This window comes from Stutzerimonas kunmingensis (assembly GCF_900114065.1).
Taxonomy (GTDB): domain Bacteria; phylum Pseudomonadota; class Gammaproteobacteria; order Pseudomonadales; family Pseudomonadaceae; genus Stutzerimonas; species Stutzerimonas kunmingensis.
Map to the genome: position 1 here is coordinate 441,830 of NZ_FORS01000002.1, position 20,806 is coordinate 462,635.

Below are 20,806 nucleotides of genomic sequence, written 5' to 3' on the forward strand. Positions count from 1 at the left end.
TGAGGGTTTGAATCCATGACATCCCGCAAAACCACCAGCGCCGCTATTGTGCAATGTTCGACCTCTAACCACGGCACGACCACTGATGTCCTCGCACTATCGCAAAGTGACGTCGCTGTTCTGGCAGAGACCTTCCGCCTGCTGGGCGACCAATCGCGATTGAAAATCCTGTTGCAGTGCATGCGCGGATCGGTCGCAGTGGGCGACATTGCTGGCTCGCTAGACCTGTCGCAGTCCTTGGTCAGCCATCACCTGCGCCTGTTGCGCGGCGCGCGCCTCGTGCGCGGCGAGCGCCAAGCCAAGCACATCTTCTACGGCATTGCCGACCAGCACGTCAGCCAGGTACTCCAGGACATGGCGGTTCACATTTCGGAGGACAGACACGACGATTGACTGAACATGTGAGTGCGCGCCGGCCTACGCCTTCAAGGGGTAGGCTTTTTTTGGCTATTAATCTAGAGAGACACCGGCGCGCCTTGCTGAATGCCTAGAAGACCCCAAGCAAAAAGCACTCTAAAAATAAACACTTGAACATATCTTCATGTGTGTTATTATTTGTCTACGGGGTATCCGAAAGGCGTAAGGACCACGCCATTATTTTTAACGTCAAGGAGTATTGACCATGTCCAAGAAAATTCGCTTTGCTGTTCTGCTTTCCGCACTTTTTGCTGCTGGAGTAAACGCTCAACCGTTCGCCGCAGATATGACACGGCAACAGGTCCAGGAGGATCTGGCTGCTTGGAGGCAATCTGGGTTGGAAGCGTTGTCTCGCGGCGAAAGCGGCCCGGATACGTTCAGCCCTCAATACCAGGCTGCCTTTCAGCGCTACTTGCAATTGACCCAAGGTGATATGTATCAGGCGCCCTCAGCAGGAAAGACTCGTGCTGAAGTGATGGCTGATTTGGAACTGTGGAAAATCTCCGGCATGCACGCGTTCACCTCGCGCGGAATCACCACCGCTTCGCACACCCAAGCCTACCAACAAGCCTACGAGAGCTATCTCCAGCTCAAGCTGGGTGCGGCTTACAAGGCTCCGGTGGCATTGACTCGTGCTCAAGTAAAGAGTGATTTGGCAGATTGGCAGGTTGCGGGAATGGCTGGATTCTGGGCTGGTGAGCAGACGCCTGATACCTATAGTGATGCCTACCGCACCGCATTTGAAACCTACCAGATGCTGCGCAACAAAAAATGACTTAATGGCAGCTGCATAAAGCAGCGGTCGGATGGTTCAGCCAGAAAGAGATTCTTTCTTTTTTTTGAATAAACATACAAACAAGTGTTCATTTGTTTGCATAACATTCCGATCGCTGATTTGTGCGTCCTGCCACGGCGATTACTCAGAGAACCAGGAGATTGATATGTCTTTGGAAACATTGGACGGCACAGGAGCGCAGGACGAACAACTGGGCTTTCGGGTCGAAGGTATGGATTGCGCCAGTTGCGTCGGCAAGATTGAAACAGCGCTTGGTCGAATTGATGGCGTATCAAATGTACAGGTTAATTTTACAAATGAGACGCTGACGTTGACGCGCAGCACAAGTAGCCGAAATACTGCACGCGACATTGCCAAGAAAATCCGGTCCCTGGGCTTCGACGTGCAGGCACTGCCCGCGTCCGAAATGTCCGCAGCACCTGCACCGTGCCATGCGGCCCACGCGCATGACCACGCCGGCTGCGGCGGCCACCATGACCATGGGCATGCCCACGACCACGGGCACGATCATTCGCACGGCAAAGCGTGCGGTGATGACCATGGGCATGGCCATGCTCACGGCCATGCCCATGCCCATGACCACGGTCACGATCACGGGGCCTGCAGCGGGCATGACCATGCGCCGGCCTCTGCCTCCCGTGGAGCACCCAGCACGCCCCCCAACGTGTCCATGCGCGTCGAGGGCATGGACTGCGCCAGTTGCGTCGGCAAGATCGAAACGGCGCTCGCTCGCATGGATGGCGTGTCCGATGCCCGCATAAACTTCACCGCAGAAACGCTGGAATTGACGCTCGCGTCTGGCGGCCCCACGCAGCTCGGCCACATCGAGAAGACCATCAAGAGCCTGGGCTTCGGCGTCTCCGACGTGCGCCGCCATGATGGCTCAGCACCCGCGGCCCCAGCAGCAGCATCGACGGCGCGCCATCAGCGCTGGTGGCAGACGAAGAAAGGCAAGCACGTGCTGGGCCTGGGCGGCCTGATGGGCTCGGCCTACGCGATCGCGCAGTTCGTTCCTGGCTACGCTGAATGGATCTTCGCCGCTGCGGTGATCGCGGGCGTGCTGCCGTTCGCTCGCAAAGCCTTCGCGCTGGCTGTGTCAGGCTCGCCGTTCTCTATCGAAACGCTGATGGTCGTCGCCTCGCTGGGCGCGCTCGTGATAGGCGAGGCCGAGGAAGCTGCTGCCGTGGTGTTCCTGTTCGCGATCGGCGAGCTGCTGGAAAGCGTGGCCGCCGGCCGCGCGCGCGCCGGCATCAAGGCGCTGGCCTCCCTGGTGCCTAAGACGGCGGTACTGCTCGATGCCGCGGGCGGGCAGCGCGAAGTGCCCGCCGCTTCCCTGCGCGTGAGCGACCGCGTGCTGGTGCGCCCTGGTGACCGGGTGCCTGCGGACGGCAAGATCCTCCGCGGTGAAAGCAGCCTGGACGAGTCGCCTATCACCGGCGAGTCCGTACCGCGTCAAAAGGCTATCGGTGCCGACGTGTTCGCCGGCTCCATCAACGTCGATGGCGTGCTCGAAGTACAAGTCGAGAAGACGGCATCGGACAACACCATTTCTCGCATCATCCAACTGGTGGAGCAGGCGCAGTCCTCCAAGGCGCCCACGGCTCGCTTCATCGAAAAGTTCAGCCGCTACTACACCCCTGCCGTCATGGCCATCGCGGCGTTGATCGTGGTGGTTCCGCCACTTGCCATGGGTGGCGACTGGGGTACCTGGCTGTACCGCGGCCTCGCACTGCTGTTGATTGCCTGCCCATGTGCGCTGGTGCTCTCCACACCGGCGGCCATCGCCTCGGGCCTTGCGGTGGCCACGCGACGGGGCCTGCTGATCAAGGGTGGCAACGCGTTGGAAACCATCGGCCGCGTGCGCGCCATTGCCTTCGACAAGACTGGCACGCTGACCGAGGGCAAGCCGCGCATCACCGAGGTCCTGCCCTTCGGGCTGTTCAAGCATCAACAGGTCCTTGCGCTTGCCGCCGCTGTCGAGTCCGGCTCAAACCATCCCTTGGCGAAGGCCATTGTCGCCCATGCCAAGAGCCTGGACGTGGCGATTCCCCAGGCCACGGGCGCATCGGCCATTGCCGGCAAGGCGGTGCGCGCCACCGTGAACGGCAGTGCGCTCGCTGTCGGATCGCCCGCCCATGCGGAACAGACGGCCACGCTGACAGCCGCGCACCGCAGGGAAATCGACAAGCTGGAGGATGGCGGCAAGACCGTGGTGGTCCTGTTCGACGAAGCCAGCAAGAACGTTCTGGGCCTGCTGGCCCTGCGCGACGAGCCCCGCCGCGACGCGCGCGAAGGCGTGGCCCAGCTCAACGCCATGGGCGTGCGCTCGGTCATGCTGACCGGCGACAACCGCCGCACCGCGCAGGCGATCGCCGGCAAGCTGGGCATCGAGTGGGAGGCCGAGCTGCTGCCGCAGGACAAGCTGCGCTTGGTCAACGAGATGAAGCGTGATGCCAAGGTGGCGATGGTCGGCGACGGCATCAACGACGCGCCGGCCCTGGCGACCGCCGACGTGGGTATCGCCATGGGCGGCGGCACGGACGTGGCGCTGGAAACCGCCGATGCCGCGCTGCTCAAGAGCCGCGTCACGGACGTGGCCCACCTGGTGGCCCTGTCGCGGGCGACGATGGCCAACATTCACCAAAACGTCGTATTCGCCATTGGCCTCAAGGGCTTGTTCCTGGTCACCACCGTGTTGGGTATCACCGGCTTGTGGGTTGCCGTGCTGGCCGACACCGGCGCCACGGCCCTGGTCACGCTGAACGCACTGCGCCTGCTGCGCTTCAAGGGCGCGCCGGAGGCCAACCACGGCGACGACGCCGGGCGTCCCACCACCTTGTCCGTGCCGTCTGCCCGCTGAGGCAACAAGAGGGCTTGACCTTGCCGTCGTTGTAACGCCTAGCCTCCACACAAATGTCTGCAGAGCGCTTCGGAAGGGCCGGAGTCCTGCATCCAAGAAAGGGTCACTTCCATGCGTAAAAAAATCAGAATCATTGTGGTGGCAGGCGTCATCGCAGCCGTCGGGGGGATAGCGATCGCTGCCCGCGACGCCAAGGACGAGGGCAAGGCCGCGGCGCCCCCGGCGGGCGCGCCGATGGCGCCGCAGGTGCCCGTGGCCGAGGTCATTACCCGCACGGTCGCGCCATCGGCCGAGTACACCGGCTTCCTGGCCGCGCCCAAGACCGTCGAGCTGCGCTCGCGGGTCGGCGGCGCCGTCGATGCGGTGAGCGTTCCCGAAGGTAGCCTCGTGCGCAAGGGCCAACTGCTGTTCCAGATCGACCCGAGGCCGTTCCAGGTTGCGCTCGACACGGCCGTGGCGCAACTGCGTCAGGCCGAGGTGCTGGCCAGCCAGGCCCAGGCCGACTTTGACCGCGCCGAGCGCCTGGTGGCGACCGGCGCCGTCGCGCGCAAGACCTATGACGATGCCGCCTCCGCACGCAACGCGCGCCAGGCTCAGGTGCAGGCGGCTAAGGCCGCCGTTGCTGCGGCTCAGCTGGACCTGTCCTACGCCCGCGTCACTGCGCCCATCGCCGGGCGCGTCGACCGCGTGCTCGTGACCGAGGGCAACTTGGTCAGCGGTGGCGGCGCCGGCGCGGCCACGCTGCTGACCACGATCGTATCCATCGACCCGTTGCACGTGTACTTCGACATTGATGAGGCCACCTATCTCAACGTCGTCAGCCGCTCGCGGCCCGCTGCGGGCGCCGGTAGCAAGGCTTCGCTGCCCGTGCAGGTCGGGCTGACCACGGACAAGGGTTTCCCGCACAGGGGCGCGCTCGACTTCGTGGGCAACACCATTGACCGAAGCACCGGCACGATCCGCGCGCGCGCCGTTGTGCCCAACCCGGATGGGCGCATGGCACCCGGCATGTTCGCCCGGGCCAAGCTGTCCACCGGCGCGGCGCGCGAGGCCGTCCTGATCGACGATCAGGCCGTGGGCACCGACCAAGGGCGCAACTACGTGCTGGTCGTGGGCGAGAACAACCAGGCCCAGTACCGGCCCATCGAACTGGGGCCGGTGGTGGACGGGCTGCGCGTCATCAACGGCGGCCTGCAGGCCGGTGAGAAGATCATCATCAAGGGCCTCGTGCGCCCCGGCATGGCGGTCACGCCGCGCATGGTGCCCATGCAGGCGCCCGCGGCACCGGCCGCCGGCGCGACCGGCGCGACCAAGGCTGCGGCAAACGCTCCGGCTCCCGCTGCGGCGCCTGCCAAGGCCGGTGGCGCGGACCCCGCCAAGGCTGACGGCGCGGCCGGCTCGGCGGAGGCCCGCAAATGAATTTCCCCCGCTTCTTCATCAACCGGCCGATCTTCGCCATCGTCCTGTCGGTGCTGATGCTGATCGCGGGCGCGATCAGCTATTTCCAGCTCCCCCTGAGCGAGTACCCCCAGGTCACGCCGCCGACGGTGCAGGTCACCGCCAGCTATCCCGGCGCCAACCCGCAGGTGATCGCCGACACCGTGGCATCGCCGCTGGAGCAGGCGGTCAACGGCGTGGAAGGCATGATGTACATGCAGTCCCAGATGTCCACGGACGGGCGGATGGTGCTGACCATCTCGTTCGAGCAGCACATCGACCCCGACGTCGCGCAGATCCAGGTGCAGAACCGCGTCTCACGCGCGCTGCCCCGGTTGCCGCCCGAGGTCCAGCGCATCGGCGTGGTCACCGACAAGACCGCGCCCGATATTCTCATGGTGGTGCATATGCTCTCGCCGGGGGACCGCTACGACCCGCTGTACGTGTCCAACTACGCGATGCTCAACGTGCGCGACGAACTGGCGCGCCTGCCGGGCATCGCCAACGTGATCATCGGCGGTGAAGGCGAGTACGCAATGCGCGTCTGGCTCGACCCCGAGAAGGTCGCATCGCGGGGCATGACCGCCAGCGATGTGGTCGCCGCCATCCGCGAGCAGAACGTGCAGGTCGCAGCCGGCTCGATCGGCCAGCAGCCGAATGCGTCGGCCGCCTTCCAGGTCAGCGTCAATGCGCTGGGGCGCCTGACCACCGAAGAGCAGTTCGGCGACATCGTGATCAAGGCCGGCGCCAACGGCCAGGTGACCCGCCTGCGCGACGTCGCACGCCTGGAACTGGGCTCGGACAACTACACCATGCGCGGCCAGCTCGACGGCGAGAACGCGGTCGGCCTGCAAATCCTGATGACGCCCGGCTCCAATGCCCTGGACACGTCCAGCGCGGTGCGCGCGACGATGGAGCGGCTGCAGGCCAAGTTCCCCGAAGGCATCGAGTACAAGATCGCCTACGACCCCACAGTCTTCGTGCGCGCCTCGCTCCAGTCCGTCGCCGTCACGCTGCTGGAGGCCATCCTCCTGGTGGTGATCGTGGTGGTGCTGTTCCTGCAATCTTGGCGCGCGTCGATCATTCCACTGATCGCCGTGCCGGTCTCGCTGGTCGGCACGTTCGCGGTGATGCACATGTTCGGCTTCTCGCTGAACACGCTGTCGCTGTTTGGCCTCGTGCTCTCCATCGGCATCGTGGTGGATGACGCCATCGTGGTGGTGGAGAACGTGGAGCGCCACATGGCGCTGGGCGAATCGCCCAAGGATGCGGCGCGCAAGGCGATGGATGAAGTGACTGGCCCGATCCTGGCCATCACCTCGGTGCTGGCAGCGGTCTTCATCCCCTCGGCGTTCCTGTCGGGGCTGCAGGGCGAGTTCTATCGCCAGTTCGCGCTGACCATCGCGTTCTCGACCATCCTGTCGGCGATCAACTCGCTTACGCTGTCGCCAGCGCTGGCCGCCATCCTGCTCAAGCCGCACCACGGCGCGGCCAAGCCCGATCGTCTCACGCGCATCATCGACGGCGTGTTCGGCGGCTTCTTCCGCCGCTTCAACCGCTTCTTCGATCGCGCCTCGAATTCCTACGTCGGGGGCGTGCGCCGCGCGGTGCGCGGCAGCGCCATCGTGCTGCTGCTCTACGTCGGCTTCCTGGGCCTGACCTGGCTGGGCTTCCACAAGGTGCCTGCGGGCTTCGTGCCGGCCCAGGACAAGTACTATCTCGTGGGCATCGCCCAGCTTCCGACCGGCGCCTCGCTGGATCGCACCGAGGCGGTCGTCAAGGAGATGACCAAGATCGCACTGGCTGAGCCGGGCGTCGAGAGCGTGGTGGCCTTCCCGGGCCTGTCGGTCAATGGACCGGTGAACCAGCCGAACACCGCGCTGATGTTCGCCATGCTCAAGCCCTTCGATGAGCGCAAGGACCCGTCGCTGTCGGCCTTCGCCATCCAGGGCAAGCTCATGGGCAAGTTCAGCCAGATCCCGGACGGCTTCGTTGGCATCTTCCCGCCGCCGCCGGTGCCGGGCCTGGGTTCGATGGGCGGCTTCAAGCTGCAGATCGAGGACCGGGCGGGCCTGGGTCCCGAGGCGCTTGCGCAGGCACAGGGCCAGATCATGGGCAAGGCCATGCAGGCGCCCGAGCTGGCGAACATGCTCGCCAGCTTCCAGACCAATGCGCCGCAGTTGCAGGTGGACATCGACCGGGTGAAGGCCAAGTCGCAGGGCGTATCGCTGACCGAGGTGTTCGACACCCTGCAGGTCAACCTTGGCTCGCTCTACGTCAACGACTTCAACCGCTTCGGTCGCACCTACCGGGTCATGGCCCAGGCCGATGCGCAGTTCCGCATGCAGGCTGAGGACATAGGCATGCTCAAGGTGCGCAATGCAGCGGGCGACATGATCCCGCTGAGCGCGATCGCGACCATCGAGCGCAGTTCCGGCCCCGACCGGGTGATGCATTACAACGGCTTTCCCTCGGCCGACATCAGCGGCGGGCCAGCGCCGGGCTACTCGTCCGGCCAGGCCACCGCCGCGATTGAGAAGATCGTGAGCGAATCGCTGCCGGACGGTATGACCTACGAATGGACGGACCTGACTTTCCAGGAAAAACGGGTTGGCAACACGGCGATCTACATCTTCGCGCTGGCGGTGCTGCTCGCCTTCCTGTTCCTGGCGGCCCAGTACAACAGTTGGTCGCTGCCGTTCGCTGTGCTGCTGATTGCACCCATGGCGCTGCTCTCGGCGATCGCCGGCGTCTGGCTCTCTGGGGGCGACAACAACATCTTCACGCAGATCGGTTTCGTGGTGCTGGTCGGCCTGGCTGCCAAGAACGCGATCCTGATCGTGGAGTTCGCCCGCGCGAAGGAAAGCGAAGGGGCCGATCCGCTGGCAGCCGTGCTCGAAGCCGCGCGCTTGCGGCTGCGCCCGATCTTGATGACGTCGTTCGCCTTCATCGCTGGCGTGGTGCCGCTGGTGCTGGCCAGCGGTGCGGGCGCCGAGATGCGCCACGCCATGGGCATCGCGGTGTTCGCCGGCATGCTGGGCGTGACGGTATTCGGCCTGGTGCTGACGCCGGTGTTCTACGTTGTGGTGCGCAAGCTGGCGCTGCGCCGCGAAGCGCGCCATGCCCGTGGCGGCATGACCGACCAGCACGCATGACGGCCAGGAGGACATACGACATGAAAACATCTTTCGCATTCACACGACCCGCCAGGACGCTGGCGCCGCTCGCCCTCGCGGCGGCGTTGACTGGCTGCTCCATGGCACCGAAGTATGACCGGCCCGCAGCGCCGATCGACACGGCTTATCCCTTGGGCGCGGCCTATGTGGAACCGGCGGCCGCGACGCCCGACGACGCGATCACGGCCGAGATCGGCTGGCGGGACTTCTTCCGCGACCCGCTGCTGCAGCAGTTGATCGGCATTTCACTGGAGAACAACCGCGACATGCGCAAGGCCGCGCTCAACGTGGAGGCGGCTCAGGCGCTGTACCGTATCCAGCGTGCCGAGATGCTGCCGAACCTGGGCGTTTCCGCCCGCGGCGCGTCAGAGCGCGTACCGGCCGACCTCAGTACCACGGGGCAAAGCGACGTGCTCCGGCGCTACGACGTGGCCGGGGTGACGGCCGCCTGGGAGCTGGACCTGTGGGGCCGCATCCGCAGCCTCAACGACCGGGCGCTGGCGTCCTACCTGGCCCTCGACGAGACCCGCATCGCCACGCAGATGAGCCTGGTGTCCGAGGTGGCCAGCGCCTACCTCACGCTGCGCGCCGACCAGGAACTGCTGCGCCTGACGAGCGACACCCTCGCCACACAGAAGCGCTCCTATGACCTGACCACCCAACTGGTGGAAGCGGGAAATTCCACGCAGCTCGACCTGCGCCGCGCGGAGATCGCGCTGCGCACCGCCGAGGCCAACCGCGCCGCCTACACGCGGCAGGCGGCCAAGGACCGCAACGCGCTGGTGCTGCTGCTGGGCCAGCCGCTGACGCCGGAGCTGTCCCGGCAGCTTGACGAGGCCGTGGCGCTGCCGGACGACATCGTGCCGACCGACCTGCCGAGCGGCCTGCCGTCCGAACTGCTCGCGCGTCGGCCGGACATCCGCGCCGCCGAGCAGATGCTGATCGGCGCCAACGCCAACATCGGCGCGGCGCGGGCCGCGTTCTTCCCGACGATTAGCCTCACGGGCTCGGCGGGCACGGCCAGCGCTTCGCTGGACGGCCTGTTCGATTCGGGCTCGCGGGCCTGGAGCTTCCTGCCGCAGATCACGCTGCCCATCTTCCGCGGCGGCGCGTTGCGAGCCAATCTGGACGTGGCACAGGTACAAAAGAGGATCGAAATCGCCAACTACGAGAAGTCTATCCAGGCGGCCTTTGCTGAGGTGGCTGACGGCTTGGCGGGCAAGCGCACGCTTGATGAGCAGATCCGCTCGGAGCAGCTCCTGGTAGCGGCTAGCCAGAAAGCCTACCAACTAGCCGAGCAACGCTTCCAGGAAGGCGTGGACGACAACCTCACCTTGCTCGATGCGCAACGCACACAGTACGGTGCGCAGCAGACCCTGGTGCGCACGCGCCTGACGCGGCTGAACAACCTCATCCACCTCTACAAGGCGCTGGGTGGCGGCTGGACTGAGCACACGGTGCAATCGGGCGCCACCGGGCAACCATCCGCCCGGTCGCCGGGATAAGGGCTATGCGCAACGGCGGCGTTCCCCATCGTTGCGCACGGAGAACCGGATGAGGATCGGTGAACTTGCGCGCTTGACGGGCACCCCCCCGGAGAACATTCGGTTCTACGAGCGGGAGGGCCTGTTGCAAGCCCCGGAGCGGTCACGCAACAACTATCGGCGCTATGGCCCGGCCCATGTCGAACGGCTTCACCTGATTCGCAACTACCGTGCCTCGGGAATCGGCCTGGATGACGTGCGCCGCCTACTGGGTTGGGCACATGAGGGGTTCCTGGAACCTGAGCTGCTAAGGCAGGCTGTCCAAGGCCATCTCGCCTGTGTTGAGGAACGCATGGAGCAACTGATCCAGGTGAAAGAGCACCTGCTCGCATTGGCCCTGCACGGTGCTGCTTCCGCCGGGGCTTCCGAGGATGGACCGGCTCGCGATGGTTCGTGAGCATCGCATGTCCATATAACTGAATATATATTCATGCGTGTAATATTTCCGGCCAGACAAACGAATAAGAAAGACGCCCATGACCGACCAGAGCATCACGCGCCGAAACATCGGCGTTCTCACCGCCGCGCAGGCGCTCGGCGGCGCCAGCGCGCCCATCGTGATGTCGCTGGGTGGGCTGGTCGGCCAGCAGCTTGCCAAGAATTCGGCCTGGATCACCTTGCCCGTGAGTCTGTTCGGCCTGGGTCTTGCCATCGGCACCTTGCCTGCCGCCTTCATCATGCGGCACCATGGCCGCCGCAACGGATACGTGGTGGGGGTCGGCTTCGGCGTGGCCTCGGGCCTGATCGCCGCGTTGGGCATCATGCTGGCCTCGTTCTGGATCTTCTGCGCCGGCACCTTCCTGGCGGGCTTCTACGGCGCGTATGTGCAGAGCTACCGCTTCGCAGCCGCCGACACCGCCGAGGACGCGCTTAAGGCCAAGGCCATTTCCTGGGTCATGGTGGGCGGTCTCGCGGGCGCCATCATCGGGCCGCAGTTGGTGATCTTCACGCGCGATGCGGTAGCGGGCACGCCCTACGTTGGCAGCTTCCTCAGCCAGGCGCTGCTGCCGCTGATCGCCTTGCCGATCCTGCTGATGCTGCGCACGCCGAGCCAGACCCAGGCCGAAGCAGTCGCCGATAGCGGTCGGACGGTGCTGCAGCTCTTGGCGATGCCGCGCTATCTGCTGGCCGTGGCTGCGGGCGTGGTGTCCTATGGGGTGATGGCGTTCGTGATGACGGCCGCGCCGGTGGCGATGGTCAACCACGGGCATTCGGTGGACAACGCCGCCCTAGGAATACAGTGGCACCTGCTGGCGATGTTCGGGCCGAGCTTTTTCACAGGACGACTGATGGTGCGCTACGGCAAGGAGCGCGTGACCGCCGTCGGCATGGTGCTGCTCGCCGCCTCCGGGGTGGTGGCCCTGGGCGGGCTCGGCCTGTCCCACTTCTGGGGCTCGCTGGCGCTGCTGGGCATCGGCTGGAACTTCAGCTTCATCGGCGCGACGGCGATGGTCACCGATTGCCACACCCCGGCCGAGCGCAGCAAGGCGCAGGGCATGAACGATTTCTTCGTCTTCGCCGCCACGGCGGCCGTGTCGTTCCTCGCGGGATCGATCCTGCACAGCTCGGGCTGGCAGGCGGTCAACTGGATGATCTTCCCGGCCCTGGCGCTGATCCTGGTGCCGCTGCTGTGGCAGGCCGCGCGAAAGCCGGCGCTGCCAGCTCCGGTCTGATCGGAGCGGTGCAAGAGGCGCTCCGCGCAGTGGGTCGCCTCGGCCGCTACAGCACCTGCTTCCACTGGCGCAGCCTCGACAGCGCGTCGTCGTAGGCGGTGGAGGTGAAGAACTGGATCTTGCGCCCGAGGGTCTTCATCGGGCTCAACGCGGGATCGAAAAGCGAGGCGTTCGAATGGTGCGCCACGCAGTCGAGCACCCGGTCCTGTCCCTCCGTGAGCATGGCTTCCAGCTCGCGAAGGTCTCTGCCCGCGAAACGGCGCTGGAAGCCGGCAGAAAGACGCTCGGCCCGCTGCGCCATCGCACTCGGCGAGTAAAAGGACGCCGAAGGTCCAGGCGTCCGATCATGCGCGAACTGCAGGATCATCGTGTTCCAGACGATGACGTCCACCAGGACCATCGCAGCGTTGGTATGCAGGCGCGGCTCCTGCCAGATCATGGCCGTGTGCCGGTAGTGGCTGGCGGGAATGGTGGCAGCTTCTACCCCGAGCTTTCGGTGGCTGGCGCGAACCTTGTCAAGGAGTTCCTGCTTCGTGGTTGGTAGTTTCATTCGGGATTTCTATTTCATCGAGACAAGGCTCGATAACCGGCGTGTCAGATATTCATCAAGTCACCAGCGCAATTACCTTGGATTGAGGAAAAGCGCTTGCCTCACCGCTGCGCTGGCGGCGCCGAGGGCTTGTGCATGATGAAGCGGGACATGTCGGTGATTTCCTGTTTGCGGATTTACGTTACTGCTGAAGCTGCTTCTGCATGGTGTTGTGGTTGTAGTAGTCGCTGGCATAGACAATCTTTCCGTTCGAAACACGGAAGAAGCTCGCGCCGAAATAACTGATGGTCGAACTGGAGGGCGACGTCCCGCCATTGCTGTTCTTGGTGGCGGTGAATTCCCACTCGATCGCCACACCATCGCCGGAGGCAACCGGCTGCGAACGGATTTTCATTTTTCGGTCGGGCAGGATTTTCATCAGAAACTGCGAGACTTCGGTAATGGCTTGAGGCCCAGTGCGGGACGCTTCATTGCTGGTATTGAAATAGACGACGTTGGAATCGAGCACTTTTTCCATCGCGTCGGTTCGCCCGCCATTCCAGGCGTCAAGGTATTGCCGGACCACCTTCACGTTCTCTGGCTCATCTGCCGCCTGCGACGTGACGCTATAGGCGAGTGAAGCCAGCCCGAGGAATATCGCTCCCAAAGCCTGCACCGGACGGCAGCGCAAGCCGTCTGAAGAACGAAGGGGCCTGAATGACAGGGCGTGCTGCATGTTGTTCATGGTCGAAATACTCCAAAAGGTGTTGAAAAAAATCCCGCTCGCACGGGCGTGGTGGAAAATCGCATGTCGCGCGCAACGAAGCACAGGCCGTCGGCAATTGCTCTTTTGTCAAATACATAGAATCATCCTATGTATAAGGCCTGAGTTGCTACAATCGAGGTCCGATGGGCTCCCGTCTCTACGTCATTTGAGAACCGCGATGAATAACCGCTTCACACTCCCACAGGCGCCGCGGCGTTCGCTCGTCGATTCGACGATTGAGCTGATCCGCGGCCAGATCGAGGGAGGCGCCTGGAAGGTCGGCGAGCGCATCCCCAGGGAGCAGGAACTGGCCGAGATGCTGGAGGTTGGCCGCAACACGGTGCGGGAAGCCATTCGCGTGCTCTCGCACGGCCAGGTCCTGGAAGTCCGCCAGGGTGATGGCACCTACGTGCGAACCAATATCGATCCGGCCGAGGTCATGCGCCGTGTCGGGCGTTCCGGCTTGCGAGAGCACTTCGCGTTGCGCTGCATGCTGGAAACCGAGGCGGCCAGGTTGGCCGCGGTGCATCGGTCCAAGGCGGACGTTGGGCTGCTGCGCCGACTGTTGAAGGCCCGCGGCGAGCAGGAGCAACACGCATCGAGCGCGGCCTTTGCCGAGGCCGATACGGCTTTCCACTGCGCGATCGCCGGGATGTGCGGCAACGGCGCGCTGGCTGAGCTGTACCGCTACTTCGCGAACTCGGTCCGCATGAACACGCTGACTGCGCTGAAGGACAAGGAACTGCCCGAGCCGGGTCTCGCGACCCATGAGGCGATCGTGGATGCTATCGAGCGCCAGGATGGAGAAGCAGCTGCGGCGGCTGTGCGGAACGTGGTCGCTCCGCTGATTGCGGCACTTGAGAAATCGGGTTGATCCGAGCGCGACTCCCGCGCTGGCAATGCCGCTTTCCATCGAGCAGCCGGTCGCCGGCCCCGTTGATCGGAACGCGGGTTGTTTCCCGGAGAGCACGCGGTAGCCGGTCCTCATGGATAGGCCCTTGGTGCGCTACAGCGACCGGACGGTGCTGTTCATATCGAATCTTCGACGCGACCACCCGCCAGGACATACCGGGCCAGCGCCTCGGCATCGGCGTGGGTGGCCCGGGTGGACTGCGGTGTACCGAAAGCCTGGACGAGCTTTGGCAGCATGGCCTCCAACTGGGCTCGCTTATCCGAATCCGGTTCGACGTGGATGAGCGCGAGCAATGTGCCGCCAAGCGTCTCCTTGTGAGTCTTCAGCCAGACGCCGCGCTGAGCGCGATCGTCGAGAGTCTCTTCTGGCCCTCCCGCGACGTAGATAAGCACGAAGGGCTTTCCGCAGGCGACGAGTTCATCCATTTCCGCGCACCAGGCGCTGCTGTATCCGTTGTAGATGCTTGCGCCGTCGAAGCGGACGATGGGGAAATCGCTGGTGTCGTGAACTTTCGGTTGCTGGGACATGATCCTGGACTCTCGCTATTAACGTCCTAACATCCTACCTTTGTTGAGAATTACTTGCAACTGAAATGGGCATGGGCACACCGCCGTGCAGCGCCAAGTGACGGGCGAAATAAGGGCTTGACCTTCCAACAATGGGAGGCCCTACAGTGAACCCATCAACCTCATTCAAGGAGTTTTTTCATGAAGGTCAACAAGTTCAGCCTCTTGTTCATTGCGGGCGCCGTCGTGGTCGCCGCCGGCCTGATGGCCGTCCAGAAGAAGGTGGTCGTCCCGTCGGGTGAAGCGATGCAGGCCAGTGCGGGCGGAGGTCACCAAGGGCACGCGATGCCCTCCAGCGCCTCGGCCAATGACAGTCCTTCCACGACCGCGTATCGCGCCGTGAACGACCAGATGCACGCCGGGATGGGAGCGCAGTTCACTGGCAACGCCGACGTCGATTTCATGCGTGGCATGATCCCGCACCACCAGGGCGCGATCGACATGGCCAAGGTGGCGCTGCAGTACGGCAAGGACCCGGAGGTTCACAAGCTGGCCCAGGAGGTCATCACCGTGCAGGAAGGCGAGATCGCCATGATGAACAAGTGGCTGGGCGACAACGGCCAGCAGGCGGCGGCCGGCAGCTCGGGCGATGCCTCGACGGCCGCCTACCGTGCCGGCAACGACCGCATGCATGCGGACATGATGATCGACTTCAGCGGCGACGCCGATGTGGACTTCATGCGCGGCATGATCCCGCACCACCAGGGTGCGATCGACATGGCCAAGGTGGCGCTGCAGTACGGCAAGAACCCGGAGGTCCGCAAGTTGGCTCAGGAGGTCATCTCCGCGCAGGAAGGCGAGATCGCCATGATGAAGAGTTGGCTTGTCGCTCGGGGCAAGTGAAGGCACGACCATGAACCAAGCCAACACCCCGCGCATCCTCATCTATAGCACTCCAACTTGCCCGGACTGCCGGGCACTAAAGGAGTGGTTGTCCCAGCAGGGCATCGCGTTTGAAGAGCGCGACCTGACCGACCCGAAGATTTCCGCGGAGGCCAAGTCACGAACCGGCGTGCGCGTGGCCCCGATCACGATCGTCGGCGACGAGGTCTTCTATGGCACCTTCGCGAGCCAGAAGCCGAGGCTGATGAAGGCGCTCGGTCTTCAGTGAGCCGCTGAAGGAAGACCGTGGTCACGGGCGGAGTCGCCGGTGCGGACCCCGGTCGGACCCTGTAAGCGCTGTTGTGGACGCGTCTGCACGCAAAGCTCAAGACCGTGAGGCATTCTTCGCCGACGACGCTCGGCGCTTTCGCCTGCGGTCGTTGACATCACGAGAGGAATTTTTATGCGATCGACATCATCAGCCACCTCCCTGCACGTCGCCATTTCCGAGGGCATCACAGTCGCCAACGACCTGCCGTTCGTGCTGTTCGGCGGCATCAACGTCATCGAGGATCTCGATACGACCCTGGCTGCGGCTGAGCACTTCGCGGAGGTGACGCGCAAGCTGGGGATACCCTTCGTTTTCAAGGCGTCGTTCGACAAGGCCAATCGCTCGTCGATCCATTCTTTCCGAGGTGTCGGCCTGGAGGAAGGGCTGCGGGTCCTCGATGCGGTCAAGTCGCGGTTCGGATGCCCAGTCTTGACCGACGTGCATGAGGTTGAGCAGGCCATGCAGGTCGCTGCCGTTGCCGACGTACTGCAAGTTCCGGCCTTCCTGGCCCGGCAGACCGATCTGGTGGCCGCCATTGCCCGCACCGGTCGGGTAGTGAATGTCAAGAAGCCGCAGTTCCTCAGCCCGGGCCAGATCAGGCATGTCGTCCACAAACTGCACGAGGCTGGCAACCCGCGCGTCCTGCTGTGCGAGCGTGGCACGCAGTTCGGCTACGACAATCTCGTCGTGGACATGTTGGGCTTCCGCGAAATGAGCGTTGCCAGCAGTGGCCTGCCACTGGTGTTCGACGTAACCCATAGCCTGCAGCGGCGAGAAGCGGATGCGTTGGCTTCGGGTGGGCGTCGCCAACAGTTGCCCGAACTCGCGCGGGCCGGCATGGCGGTCGGCATTGGCGGTTTGTTCCTCGAAGCACACGCCGACCCGGCGCATGCACGTTGTGACGGACCCAGCGCTCTGCCACTGGACACGCTCGAACCGCTGCTGCGGCAGGTCAAGGCGGTGGACCAACTCGTCAAGTCGTTCGAGCCTCTTCGGATCGACTGAAGCTTGCCACCCGTTCAAACAGAACGTGTGGCACTTCCCCTCTTAGTCGGCTATTTGAGCGACAGATAAGGATTGTTCGGTGGAACGGCATCGAATATGTGCGATGGGTCTTCGAGCAAATAGCCATGCACCTGGCGCGTTTTGCGCGGTCCCATGACCTCGCACGTCCTGATGTTCAGACCCGATGGCTGTTTCCTGTGGAGTCCGAGTTTTTCAAAGCGCTTCTGCACCCACTGCCAGTCCTGCAGGGCCGCGTCCTTCGCAAGCGGCCCAATGGTTGGATGCTCTTGTGCGTAGCGCTGGAAAACACCAGGGCTGATCAGGTAAACCGTGTCGGACACGGTATGTACCAGGGCCTTGGCGTCATTGATGATGAGCTTGCGGGTCTGGACGGCCTGTTTCAGCCAGGCCATGAAATGCTCGCCCGATGGCCGCCCGGTAAATGAGGCGAAATCGTGCGGCGCAGGCGCGGCGGTCGGCGCCGAAGGACCTGGGGCCGATGCGGGAGGGTCGAGCGGCACCGCTGCATCGTCGGCACCCTCTGGCGGGGCTTCGACGGACTGCTCCGGCTCAGGCGTTGTCTCGAACATCGCCAGCATGCTTTCCAGTGGGTCGGCCGGATTGCGCTGCGTGCTGGGAGGTATGGCGTGACTTCCGCCCGACTGATCTGGACGGCTGCTTGCTGCGGGCTCCTTCTCCGTTGCCACCGCTGCTCCAGGTAGCAATGCAGCGTCGGGTGCGGACGGGCGCGGCCCGTCCTCGGCCTCGCCGGCGTTGTCCACGGTCACGGTTCCCGCAAATGGGCTGGGTCGCTCCGAGGGCTCCCAGATCAGCGCCGGGGCCAGGCGCAGGAGCGTGAAGGCATGGGACCAGCCACTCTCACTGGTAATAGTTGCGCGCCAGATGGCCTTGCCGGAGGCGGTGGGCTGCAACATGGCATGATCCTGTAGCACGTTGAACACGGCCGTGTTGTTCGCGGGGATGCCATCGACCCCCTGGGACAGCAGGTGCGCGCGCAGCTTGTCCGAGACTGTCTTGCTCACCAGCCACAGCGCGTCCTCGGTGAGCCAGCCATCGGAGGCCTCCGGCTGGTTCAGTTTCAGCTCTTCCTTGAGCAGGTAGCGCAGCCCGTTGACCAGCTTGCGTTGGAGCGAGTGCTTGGGCGCGGCCATGGCGCGCGCGGGATCGCCGCCCAGCTCCTGGGCGACGGAGGCGCGGTCGGCCTGCACGACAAGCTCGCCCAGAACCCCGGCGTGCTCGTACTGCCCAGCCAAGACGTAGAGCAGCGGCGCCCACAAGGATGGATAGCCACTGAGCCAGTCCAGCAGATCGCGATTGAGCAATTGCTGGTACAGCAAGCCTGTCGCGGCGCTATGAAGCCGGTACTCGCGGTCGTCGCGGTAGCGGAAGCGGTACGGTTGGCGCAGCGGGCCGTGCCATGGGTGCCAGGTGCTGCCGTCGGCCAGCTCGACGTGCAGATCGACGGCCACCTTGCCGATGTCATGGAGCAGTGCGGCATAGGCGACGGCCGCAGTCCAGGCTTCGGCCTGCGCCGCCTGGTCTTCGGGGCTGGCCCCGATGGGCAGCAGATGGGACTGCCGCAGCTTTAGGCTGTAGGCGACGATTTCGAGGCCATGGTCGAGCATGCCGCCCGGGTAGGCATGGTGATGCGCTTCGGAAGCCGGGAAGGCCTGGACCAGCTCGGCGTAGCGCTCCAGCGGCGCGCGGTACAGGGAGGCGAACTGCTTGCGCGAAAGCGAGGTGCGCTGCCAGATGTGTTCCAGCAGCTTCTGCCGGCGCGGGGTGGCGAGCAACGATGCGGCCGACTCCGGCCGCATCAACCCTTTCGGGAGGTCGGTGGCGGGTGCTGGCGACGGCGCGGCAGCGACCGGGGGCCGTTTTCGCTGGAACAGGGAGAGCATGTCGATGTCCTGATAGCGGGCCGGGCGGGAGGCCTTTTTGCCTTTTCGGGATAGGGCCTTTCCCCTTGCATCCCATTCCCTTGCCGTTTCGACCCTTTGGCCTTTCACCGTTTCGGTATAGCTGGGCCTGAGTTGCGGCTCCAGCGTCAATGCGGAACCCGCACGAATGGATTGGACGGCGAATTGGCGCTGGCCCCGGCCTATGCTGCCGGGACGCTACACCGCCAGGTGGGCTCCCACTCAGGCGATCAAGTTGACAAAGGCGACAAAGGCGACTAGAGTGAGTCTTGTCTCAAACCTACCTGGGAGTTGACCATGCCCACTGCGATCGAATTCATTGCCGACCGGCTGCCGCGCGTCACGGTGGAGGATGTGCGACGCTTCGCCGATACCGTCGAAATCCGGGATGCCCCGGCTTTCGCGGCCGAGTTGCAGGCGTTCATCCACGAGCGCGTGGAGGCTGTGACGCTGCCCGCTAACCTGGAAGGTGAAACGGTGGCGCAGGCCTTGCAGCGCAAGGCGGCCGCGTTGCGCTCCGACACGCGCTGGGCACCGACTGAAACCGACGTCCAGAGAGGCCGCGCCGTGCTGCTGGAAGCCTTCAATCAGCCGGACAACCTGCCGCCTGCCGAGTTCGCCAAGCTGGCGGACAAGTCGCGCCAGCAAATCTACAAGGACATCCTCGCCCGTCGGCTACTGGCGCTGAACGTGGGGCCGCGCGGCCAGAAGCTGCCCGACTGGCAGCTCGACCCGGTGAAGCAGCAGTTGACCCAAACCGTGCTCCAGGAGGTCGAGGGCATCGACCACTGGACGATCTACAGCGCGCTGTCCGAGCCGCTCGAAGGCTTGGGCGGTCGCTCGCCGGTGGATGCGGTGACGCATGGCACGATCGATGACGTGGCCGAGGCCGTGTTCAACGTGCTGGGCGTCCAGGTGCATTGAAGCGAGATCGCCATGAGCCACGAGCTGCCTTCGTTCCTGATCGATGACGGTGAACTGCTCCAGCATGTGAGCCGCGTCGTCTATCGGGGCAGCCCGCTGTACTATGGCCGCAGCAGCACGAATCGCTACGATGACCCGGCGGGGGCCTACGGCGTGCTCTACCTGGGGCGCGACCTGCCCACGGCGCTGATGGAGTCGGTGTTTCACAAGCACCAGTGGCTTGCGGACACGCAACGCTCGATCGCGCTGAAAGAAGTCCAAGCCCGGATGGTGCGCGCAGTAGGCGTGATGGACGACGTGCTTCTGGCCGATATCACGACGCCGGGCGTCATGGCGGGCTACTTCGGCCTGAACCTAGAGCAGTTGGCCAGCCGCGACTACACGCACACGCAGCAGGTGTCCGCCCAGGTGCATGCGATGCTCGCAGATGACGGCCAGGCGCTGTTCGACGGGGTGCTCTATCCGTCGCGCAACAACTATCCCGCTAAGAGCATCGCCCTGTTCGAGCGTGCGGGAGCGAAGGTTGGCGTCATCGAGGACATCGACCTGGTGGACCACGTGGACTGGCCGCATTTTGTTGCCACCTACCGCATCGGCGTTGAACCTGACCCCGGCCCGGTGGGGCCGGATGACGAAGCGTCCTGAAGCAGCAAGAAAACACATTGAAGCCGCAAACCGAATGAAGTGGAGCAAACTGGAATAGGCATTCCTTAACAGCAGGATACGACCATGAACACGACGACCCGCACCAGCACCGCAGAACGCCTCGGCCGCGCCTTTGGCCGCGGATGGCGCGCCTATGCGCGCGGCGAACGGCGGGCGTCGAATTGGCTGGTATTCAGGGGTGTGCCGCGAGCTGGTGCTACCGCACTTGTGTGGGTCTTCAAGCTGGCTGTGCTCGGGGTGCTGCTCTACGTTGCTTTCTGGTTCGCACTCGTGCTGCTGGGCGTGGTGGTGGCAGGATGGGCTATGAATCAGCACCATCCCGATGAAGAAGGGTTTGAACTGCAGTACCCAACCATTGAGGAACTGCGGGCCACGCCTGGCTACGATCCCAACCTGTACAACGATACCTCCCACGAGATGTACCAAGACGACTGACGCCGA

At 64.3% G+C, this 20,806-nt stretch carries 19 protein-coding genes; 15 read left to right on the forward strand and 4 right to left on the reverse strand.

The features are described 5' to 3' along the window. Nucleotides 1–15: 15 nt before the first annotated feature. The 8 genes from BM275_RS06505 to BM275_RS06540 all read left to right on the forward strand — a co-directional run bounded on the left by BM275_RS06505 (nucleotide 16) and on the right by BM275_RS06540 (nucleotide 11,903). Nucleotides 16–393: an ArsR/SmtB family transcription factor gene (locus tag BM275_RS06505; RefSeq protein ID WP_003821152.1), complete on the forward strand. Its 378-nt coding sequence runs from the start codon at nucleotides 16–18 to the stop codon at nucleotides 391–393. Between the two features lie 229 nt (nucleotides 394–622). After that, complete coding sequence (locus BM275_RS06510; RefSeq protein WP_003821150.1) at nucleotides 623–1,192, forward strand: DUF4148 domain-containing protein; 570 nt, start codon at nucleotides 623–625, stop codon at nucleotides 1,190–1,192. Nucleotides 1,193–1,358: 166 nt separating this feature from the next. Then, nucleotides 1,359–4,073 carry a heavy metal translocating P-type ATPase gene (locus BM275_RS06515; RefSeq protein WP_012614060.1) on the forward strand — a complete coding sequence of 905 codons (2,715 nt, stop codon included), beginning with the start codon at nucleotides 1,359–1,361 and terminating at the stop codon, nucleotides 4,071–4,073. Between the two features lie 111 nt (nucleotides 4,074–4,184). Next, complete coding sequence (locus BM275_RS06520) at nucleotides 4,185–5,492, forward strand: efflux RND transporter periplasmic adaptor subunit (protein ID WP_003821145.1); 1,308 nt, start codon at nucleotides 4,185–4,187, stop codon at nucleotides 5,490–5,492. Then, entirely contained in the window at nucleotides 5,489–8,665 is a 3,177-nt protein-coding gene (locus BM275_RS06525) for an efflux RND transporter permease subunit (protein ID WP_012614062.1), read from the forward strand. The genes BM275_RS06520 and BM275_RS06525 overlap by 4 nt, the downstream gene beginning before the upstream one ends. Before the next feature lie 20 nt (nucleotides 8,666–8,685). After that, nucleotides 8,686–10,191 carry an efflux transporter outer membrane subunit gene (locus tag BM275_RS06530; protein WP_090520095.1) on the forward strand — a complete coding sequence of 502 codons (1,506 nt, stop codon included), beginning with the start codon at nucleotides 8,686–8,688 and terminating at the stop codon, nucleotides 10,189–10,191. 49 nt (nucleotides 10,192–10,240) lie between these two features. After that, nucleotides 10,241–10,627, forward strand: a complete 387-nt coding sequence (locus tag BM275_RS06535; RefSeq protein ID WP_015912830.1) for a MerR family transcriptional regulator — start codon at nucleotides 10,241–10,243, stop codon at nucleotides 10,625–10,627. Between the two features lie 79 nt (nucleotides 10,628–10,706). After that, a complete protein-coding gene (locus BM275_RS06540; protein WP_021204989.1) occupies nucleotides 10,707–11,903 on the forward strand; it encodes an MFS transporter in 1,197 nt (398 codons plus the stop codon). A 46-nt stretch (nucleotides 11,904–11,949) separates the two neighbouring features. Here BM275_RS06540 and BM275_RS06545 read toward each other — a convergent pair whose 3' ends face one another. After that, entirely contained in the window at nucleotides 11,950–12,453 is a 504-nt protein-coding gene (locus BM275_RS06545; protein WP_003821138.1) for a ClbS/DfsB family four-helix bundle protein, read from the reverse strand. Between the two features lie 181 nt (nucleotides 12,454–12,634). Next, entirely contained in the window at nucleotides 12,635–13,177 is a 543-nt protein-coding gene (locus tag BM275_RS06550) for a nuclear transport factor 2 family protein (protein ID WP_015912832.1), read from the reverse strand. Between the two features lie 199 nt (nucleotides 13,178–13,376). Here BM275_RS06550 and BM275_RS06555 point away from each other — a divergent pair, with 199 nt between their 5' ends. Continuing rightward, the gene (locus tag BM275_RS06555; protein ID WP_003821135.1) at nucleotides 13,377–14,072 is read left to right on the forward strand and encodes a FadR/GntR family transcriptional regulator; all 696 of its coding nucleotides are present in this window, start codon (nucleotides 13,377–13,379) and stop codon (nucleotides 14,070–14,072) included. A 155-nt stretch (nucleotides 14,073–14,227) separates the two neighbouring features. Here BM275_RS06555 and BM275_RS06560 read toward each other — a convergent pair whose 3' ends face one another. Beyond that, nucleotides 14,228–14,638, reverse strand: coding sequence for a hypothetical protein (locus BM275_RS06560; protein ID WP_012614065.1), 411 nt, complete (start codon nucleotides 14,636–14,638; stop codon nucleotides 14,228–14,230). A 180-nt stretch (nucleotides 14,639–14,818) separates the two neighbouring features. Here BM275_RS06560 and copM point away from each other — a divergent pair, with 180 nt between their 5' ends. From copM to kdsA, 3 genes are all read left to right on the forward strand, one after another. Beyond that, a complete protein-coding gene (gene copM, locus BM275_RS06565) occupies nucleotides 14,819–15,520 on the forward strand; it encodes a CopM family metallochaperone (protein ID WP_003821133.1) in 702 nt (233 codons plus the stop codon). A gap of 10 nt (nucleotides 15,521–15,530) precedes the next feature. Further along, nucleotides 15,531–15,788: a glutaredoxin family protein gene (locus BM275_RS06570; RefSeq protein WP_003821132.1), complete on the forward strand. Its 258-nt coding sequence runs from the start codon at nucleotides 15,531–15,533 to the stop codon at nucleotides 15,786–15,788. A gap of 174 nt (nucleotides 15,789–15,962) precedes the next feature. Next, a complete protein-coding gene (kdsA, locus tag BM275_RS06575) occupies nucleotides 15,963–16,835 on the forward strand; it encodes a 3-deoxy-8-phosphooctulonate synthase (protein WP_003821131.1) in 873 nt (290 codons plus the stop codon). Nucleotides 16,836–16,885: 50 nt separating this feature from the next. Here the strand turns inward: kdsA and mobH are convergent, their stop codons facing one another. Next, nucleotides 16,886–18,757 carry a MobH family relaxase gene (gene mobH / locus BM275_RS06580; RefSeq protein ID WP_003821130.1) on the reverse strand — a complete coding sequence of 624 codons (1,872 nt, stop codon included), beginning with the start codon at nucleotides 18,755–18,757 and terminating at the stop codon, nucleotides 16,886–16,888. 315 nt (nucleotides 18,758–19,072) lie between these two features. Here mobH and BM275_RS06590 point away from each other — a divergent pair, with 315 nt between their 5' ends. The 3 genes from BM275_RS06590 (at nucleotide 19,073) to BM275_RS06600 (ending at nucleotide 20,800) form a co-directional block, all read left to right on the forward strand. Then, the gene (locus tag BM275_RS06590) at nucleotides 19,073–19,699 is read left to right on the forward strand and encodes a hypothetical protein (protein ID WP_047219624.1); all 627 of its coding nucleotides are present in this window, start codon (nucleotides 19,073–19,075) and stop codon (nucleotides 19,697–19,699) included. 12 nt (nucleotides 19,700–19,711) lie between these two features. Continuing rightward, nucleotides 19,712–20,344: an RES family NAD+ phosphorylase gene (locus BM275_RS06595; protein ID WP_058130708.1), complete on the forward strand. Its 633-nt coding sequence runs from the start codon at nucleotides 19,712–19,714 to the stop codon at nucleotides 20,342–20,344. Nucleotides 20,345–20,428: 84 nt separating this feature from the next. Further along, on the forward strand, nucleotides 20,429–20,800 hold the full coding sequence (locus BM275_RS06600) for a DUF3742 family protein (protein WP_058130706.1): 372 nt from the start codon (nucleotides 20,429–20,431) through the stop codon (nucleotides 20,798–20,800). Nucleotides 20,801–20,806: the final 6 nt, after the last annotated feature.

What these genes read in the sequence shown, in the direction of transcription:
- BM275_RS06505 (WP_003821152.1), top strand. Translation starts at nt 16, where the DNA reads ATGACATCCCGCAAAACCACCAGCGCCGCTATTGTGCAATGTTCGACC.
- BM275_RS06510 (WP_003821150.1), top strand. Translation starts at nt 623, where the DNA reads ATGTCCAAGAAAATTCGCTTTGCTGTTCTGCTTTCCGCACTTTTTGCT.
- BM275_RS06515 (WP_012614060.1), top strand. Translation starts at nt 1,359, where the DNA reads ATGTCTTTGGAAACATTGGACGGCACAGGAGCGCAGGACGAACAACTG.
- BM275_RS06520 (WP_003821145.1), top strand. Translation starts at nt 4,185, where the DNA reads ATGCGTAAAAAAATCAGAATCATTGTGGTGGCAGGCGTCATCGCAGCC.
- BM275_RS06525 (WP_012614062.1), top strand. Translation starts at nt 5,489, where the DNA reads ATGAATTTCCCCCGCTTCTTCATCAACCGGCCGATCTTCGCCATCGTC.
- BM275_RS06530 (WP_090520095.1), top strand. Translation starts at nt 8,686, where the DNA reads ATGAAAACATCTTTCGCATTCACACGACCCGCCAGGACGCTGGCGCCG.
- BM275_RS06535 (WP_015912830.1), top strand. Translation starts at nt 10,241, where the DNA reads ATGAGGATCGGTGAACTTGCGCGCTTGACGGGCACCCCCCCGGAGAAC.
- BM275_RS06540 (WP_021204989.1), top strand. Translation starts at nt 10,707, where the DNA reads ATGACCGACCAGAGCATCACGCGCCGAAACATCGGCGTTCTCACCGCC.
- BM275_RS06545 (WP_003821138.1), bottom strand. Translation starts at nt 12,453, where the DNA reads ATGAAACTACCAACCACGAAGCAGGAACTCCTTGACAAGGTTCGCGCC.
- BM275_RS06550 (WP_015912832.1), bottom strand. Translation starts at nt 13,177, where the DNA reads ATGAACAACATGCAGCACGCCCTGTCATTCAGGCCCCTTCGTTCTTCA.
- BM275_RS06555 (WP_003821135.1), top strand. Translation starts at nt 13,377, where the DNA reads ATGAATAACCGCTTCACACTCCCACAGGCGCCGCGGCGTTCGCTCGTC.
- BM275_RS06560 (WP_012614065.1), bottom strand. Translation starts at nt 14,638, where the DNA reads ATGTCCCAGCAACCGAAAGTTCACGACACCAGCGATTTCCCCATCGTC.
- copM (WP_003821133.1), top strand. Translation starts at nt 14,819, where the DNA reads ATGAAGGTCAACAAGTTCAGCCTCTTGTTCATTGCGGGCGCCGTCGTG.
- BM275_RS06570 (WP_003821132.1), top strand. Translation starts at nt 15,531, where the DNA reads ATGAACCAAGCCAACACCCCGCGCATCCTCATCTATAGCACTCCAACT.
- kdsA (WP_003821131.1), top strand. Translation starts at nt 15,963, where the DNA reads ATGCGATCGACATCATCAGCCACCTCCCTGCACGTCGCCATTTCCGAG.
- mobH (WP_003821130.1), bottom strand. Translation starts at nt 18,757, where the DNA reads ATGCTCTCCCTGTTCCAGCGAAAACGGCCCCCGGTCGCTGCCGCGCCG.
- BM275_RS06590 (WP_047219624.1), top strand. Translation starts at nt 19,073, where the DNA reads ATGCCCACTGCGATCGAATTCATTGCCGACCGGCTGCCGCGCGTCACG.
- BM275_RS06595 (WP_058130708.1), top strand. Translation starts at nt 19,712, where the DNA reads ATGAGCCACGAGCTGCCTTCGTTCCTGATCGATGACGGTGAACTGCTC.
- BM275_RS06600 (WP_058130706.1), top strand. Translation starts at nt 20,429, where the DNA reads ATGAACACGACGACCCGCACCAGCACCGCAGAACGCCTCGGCCGCGCC.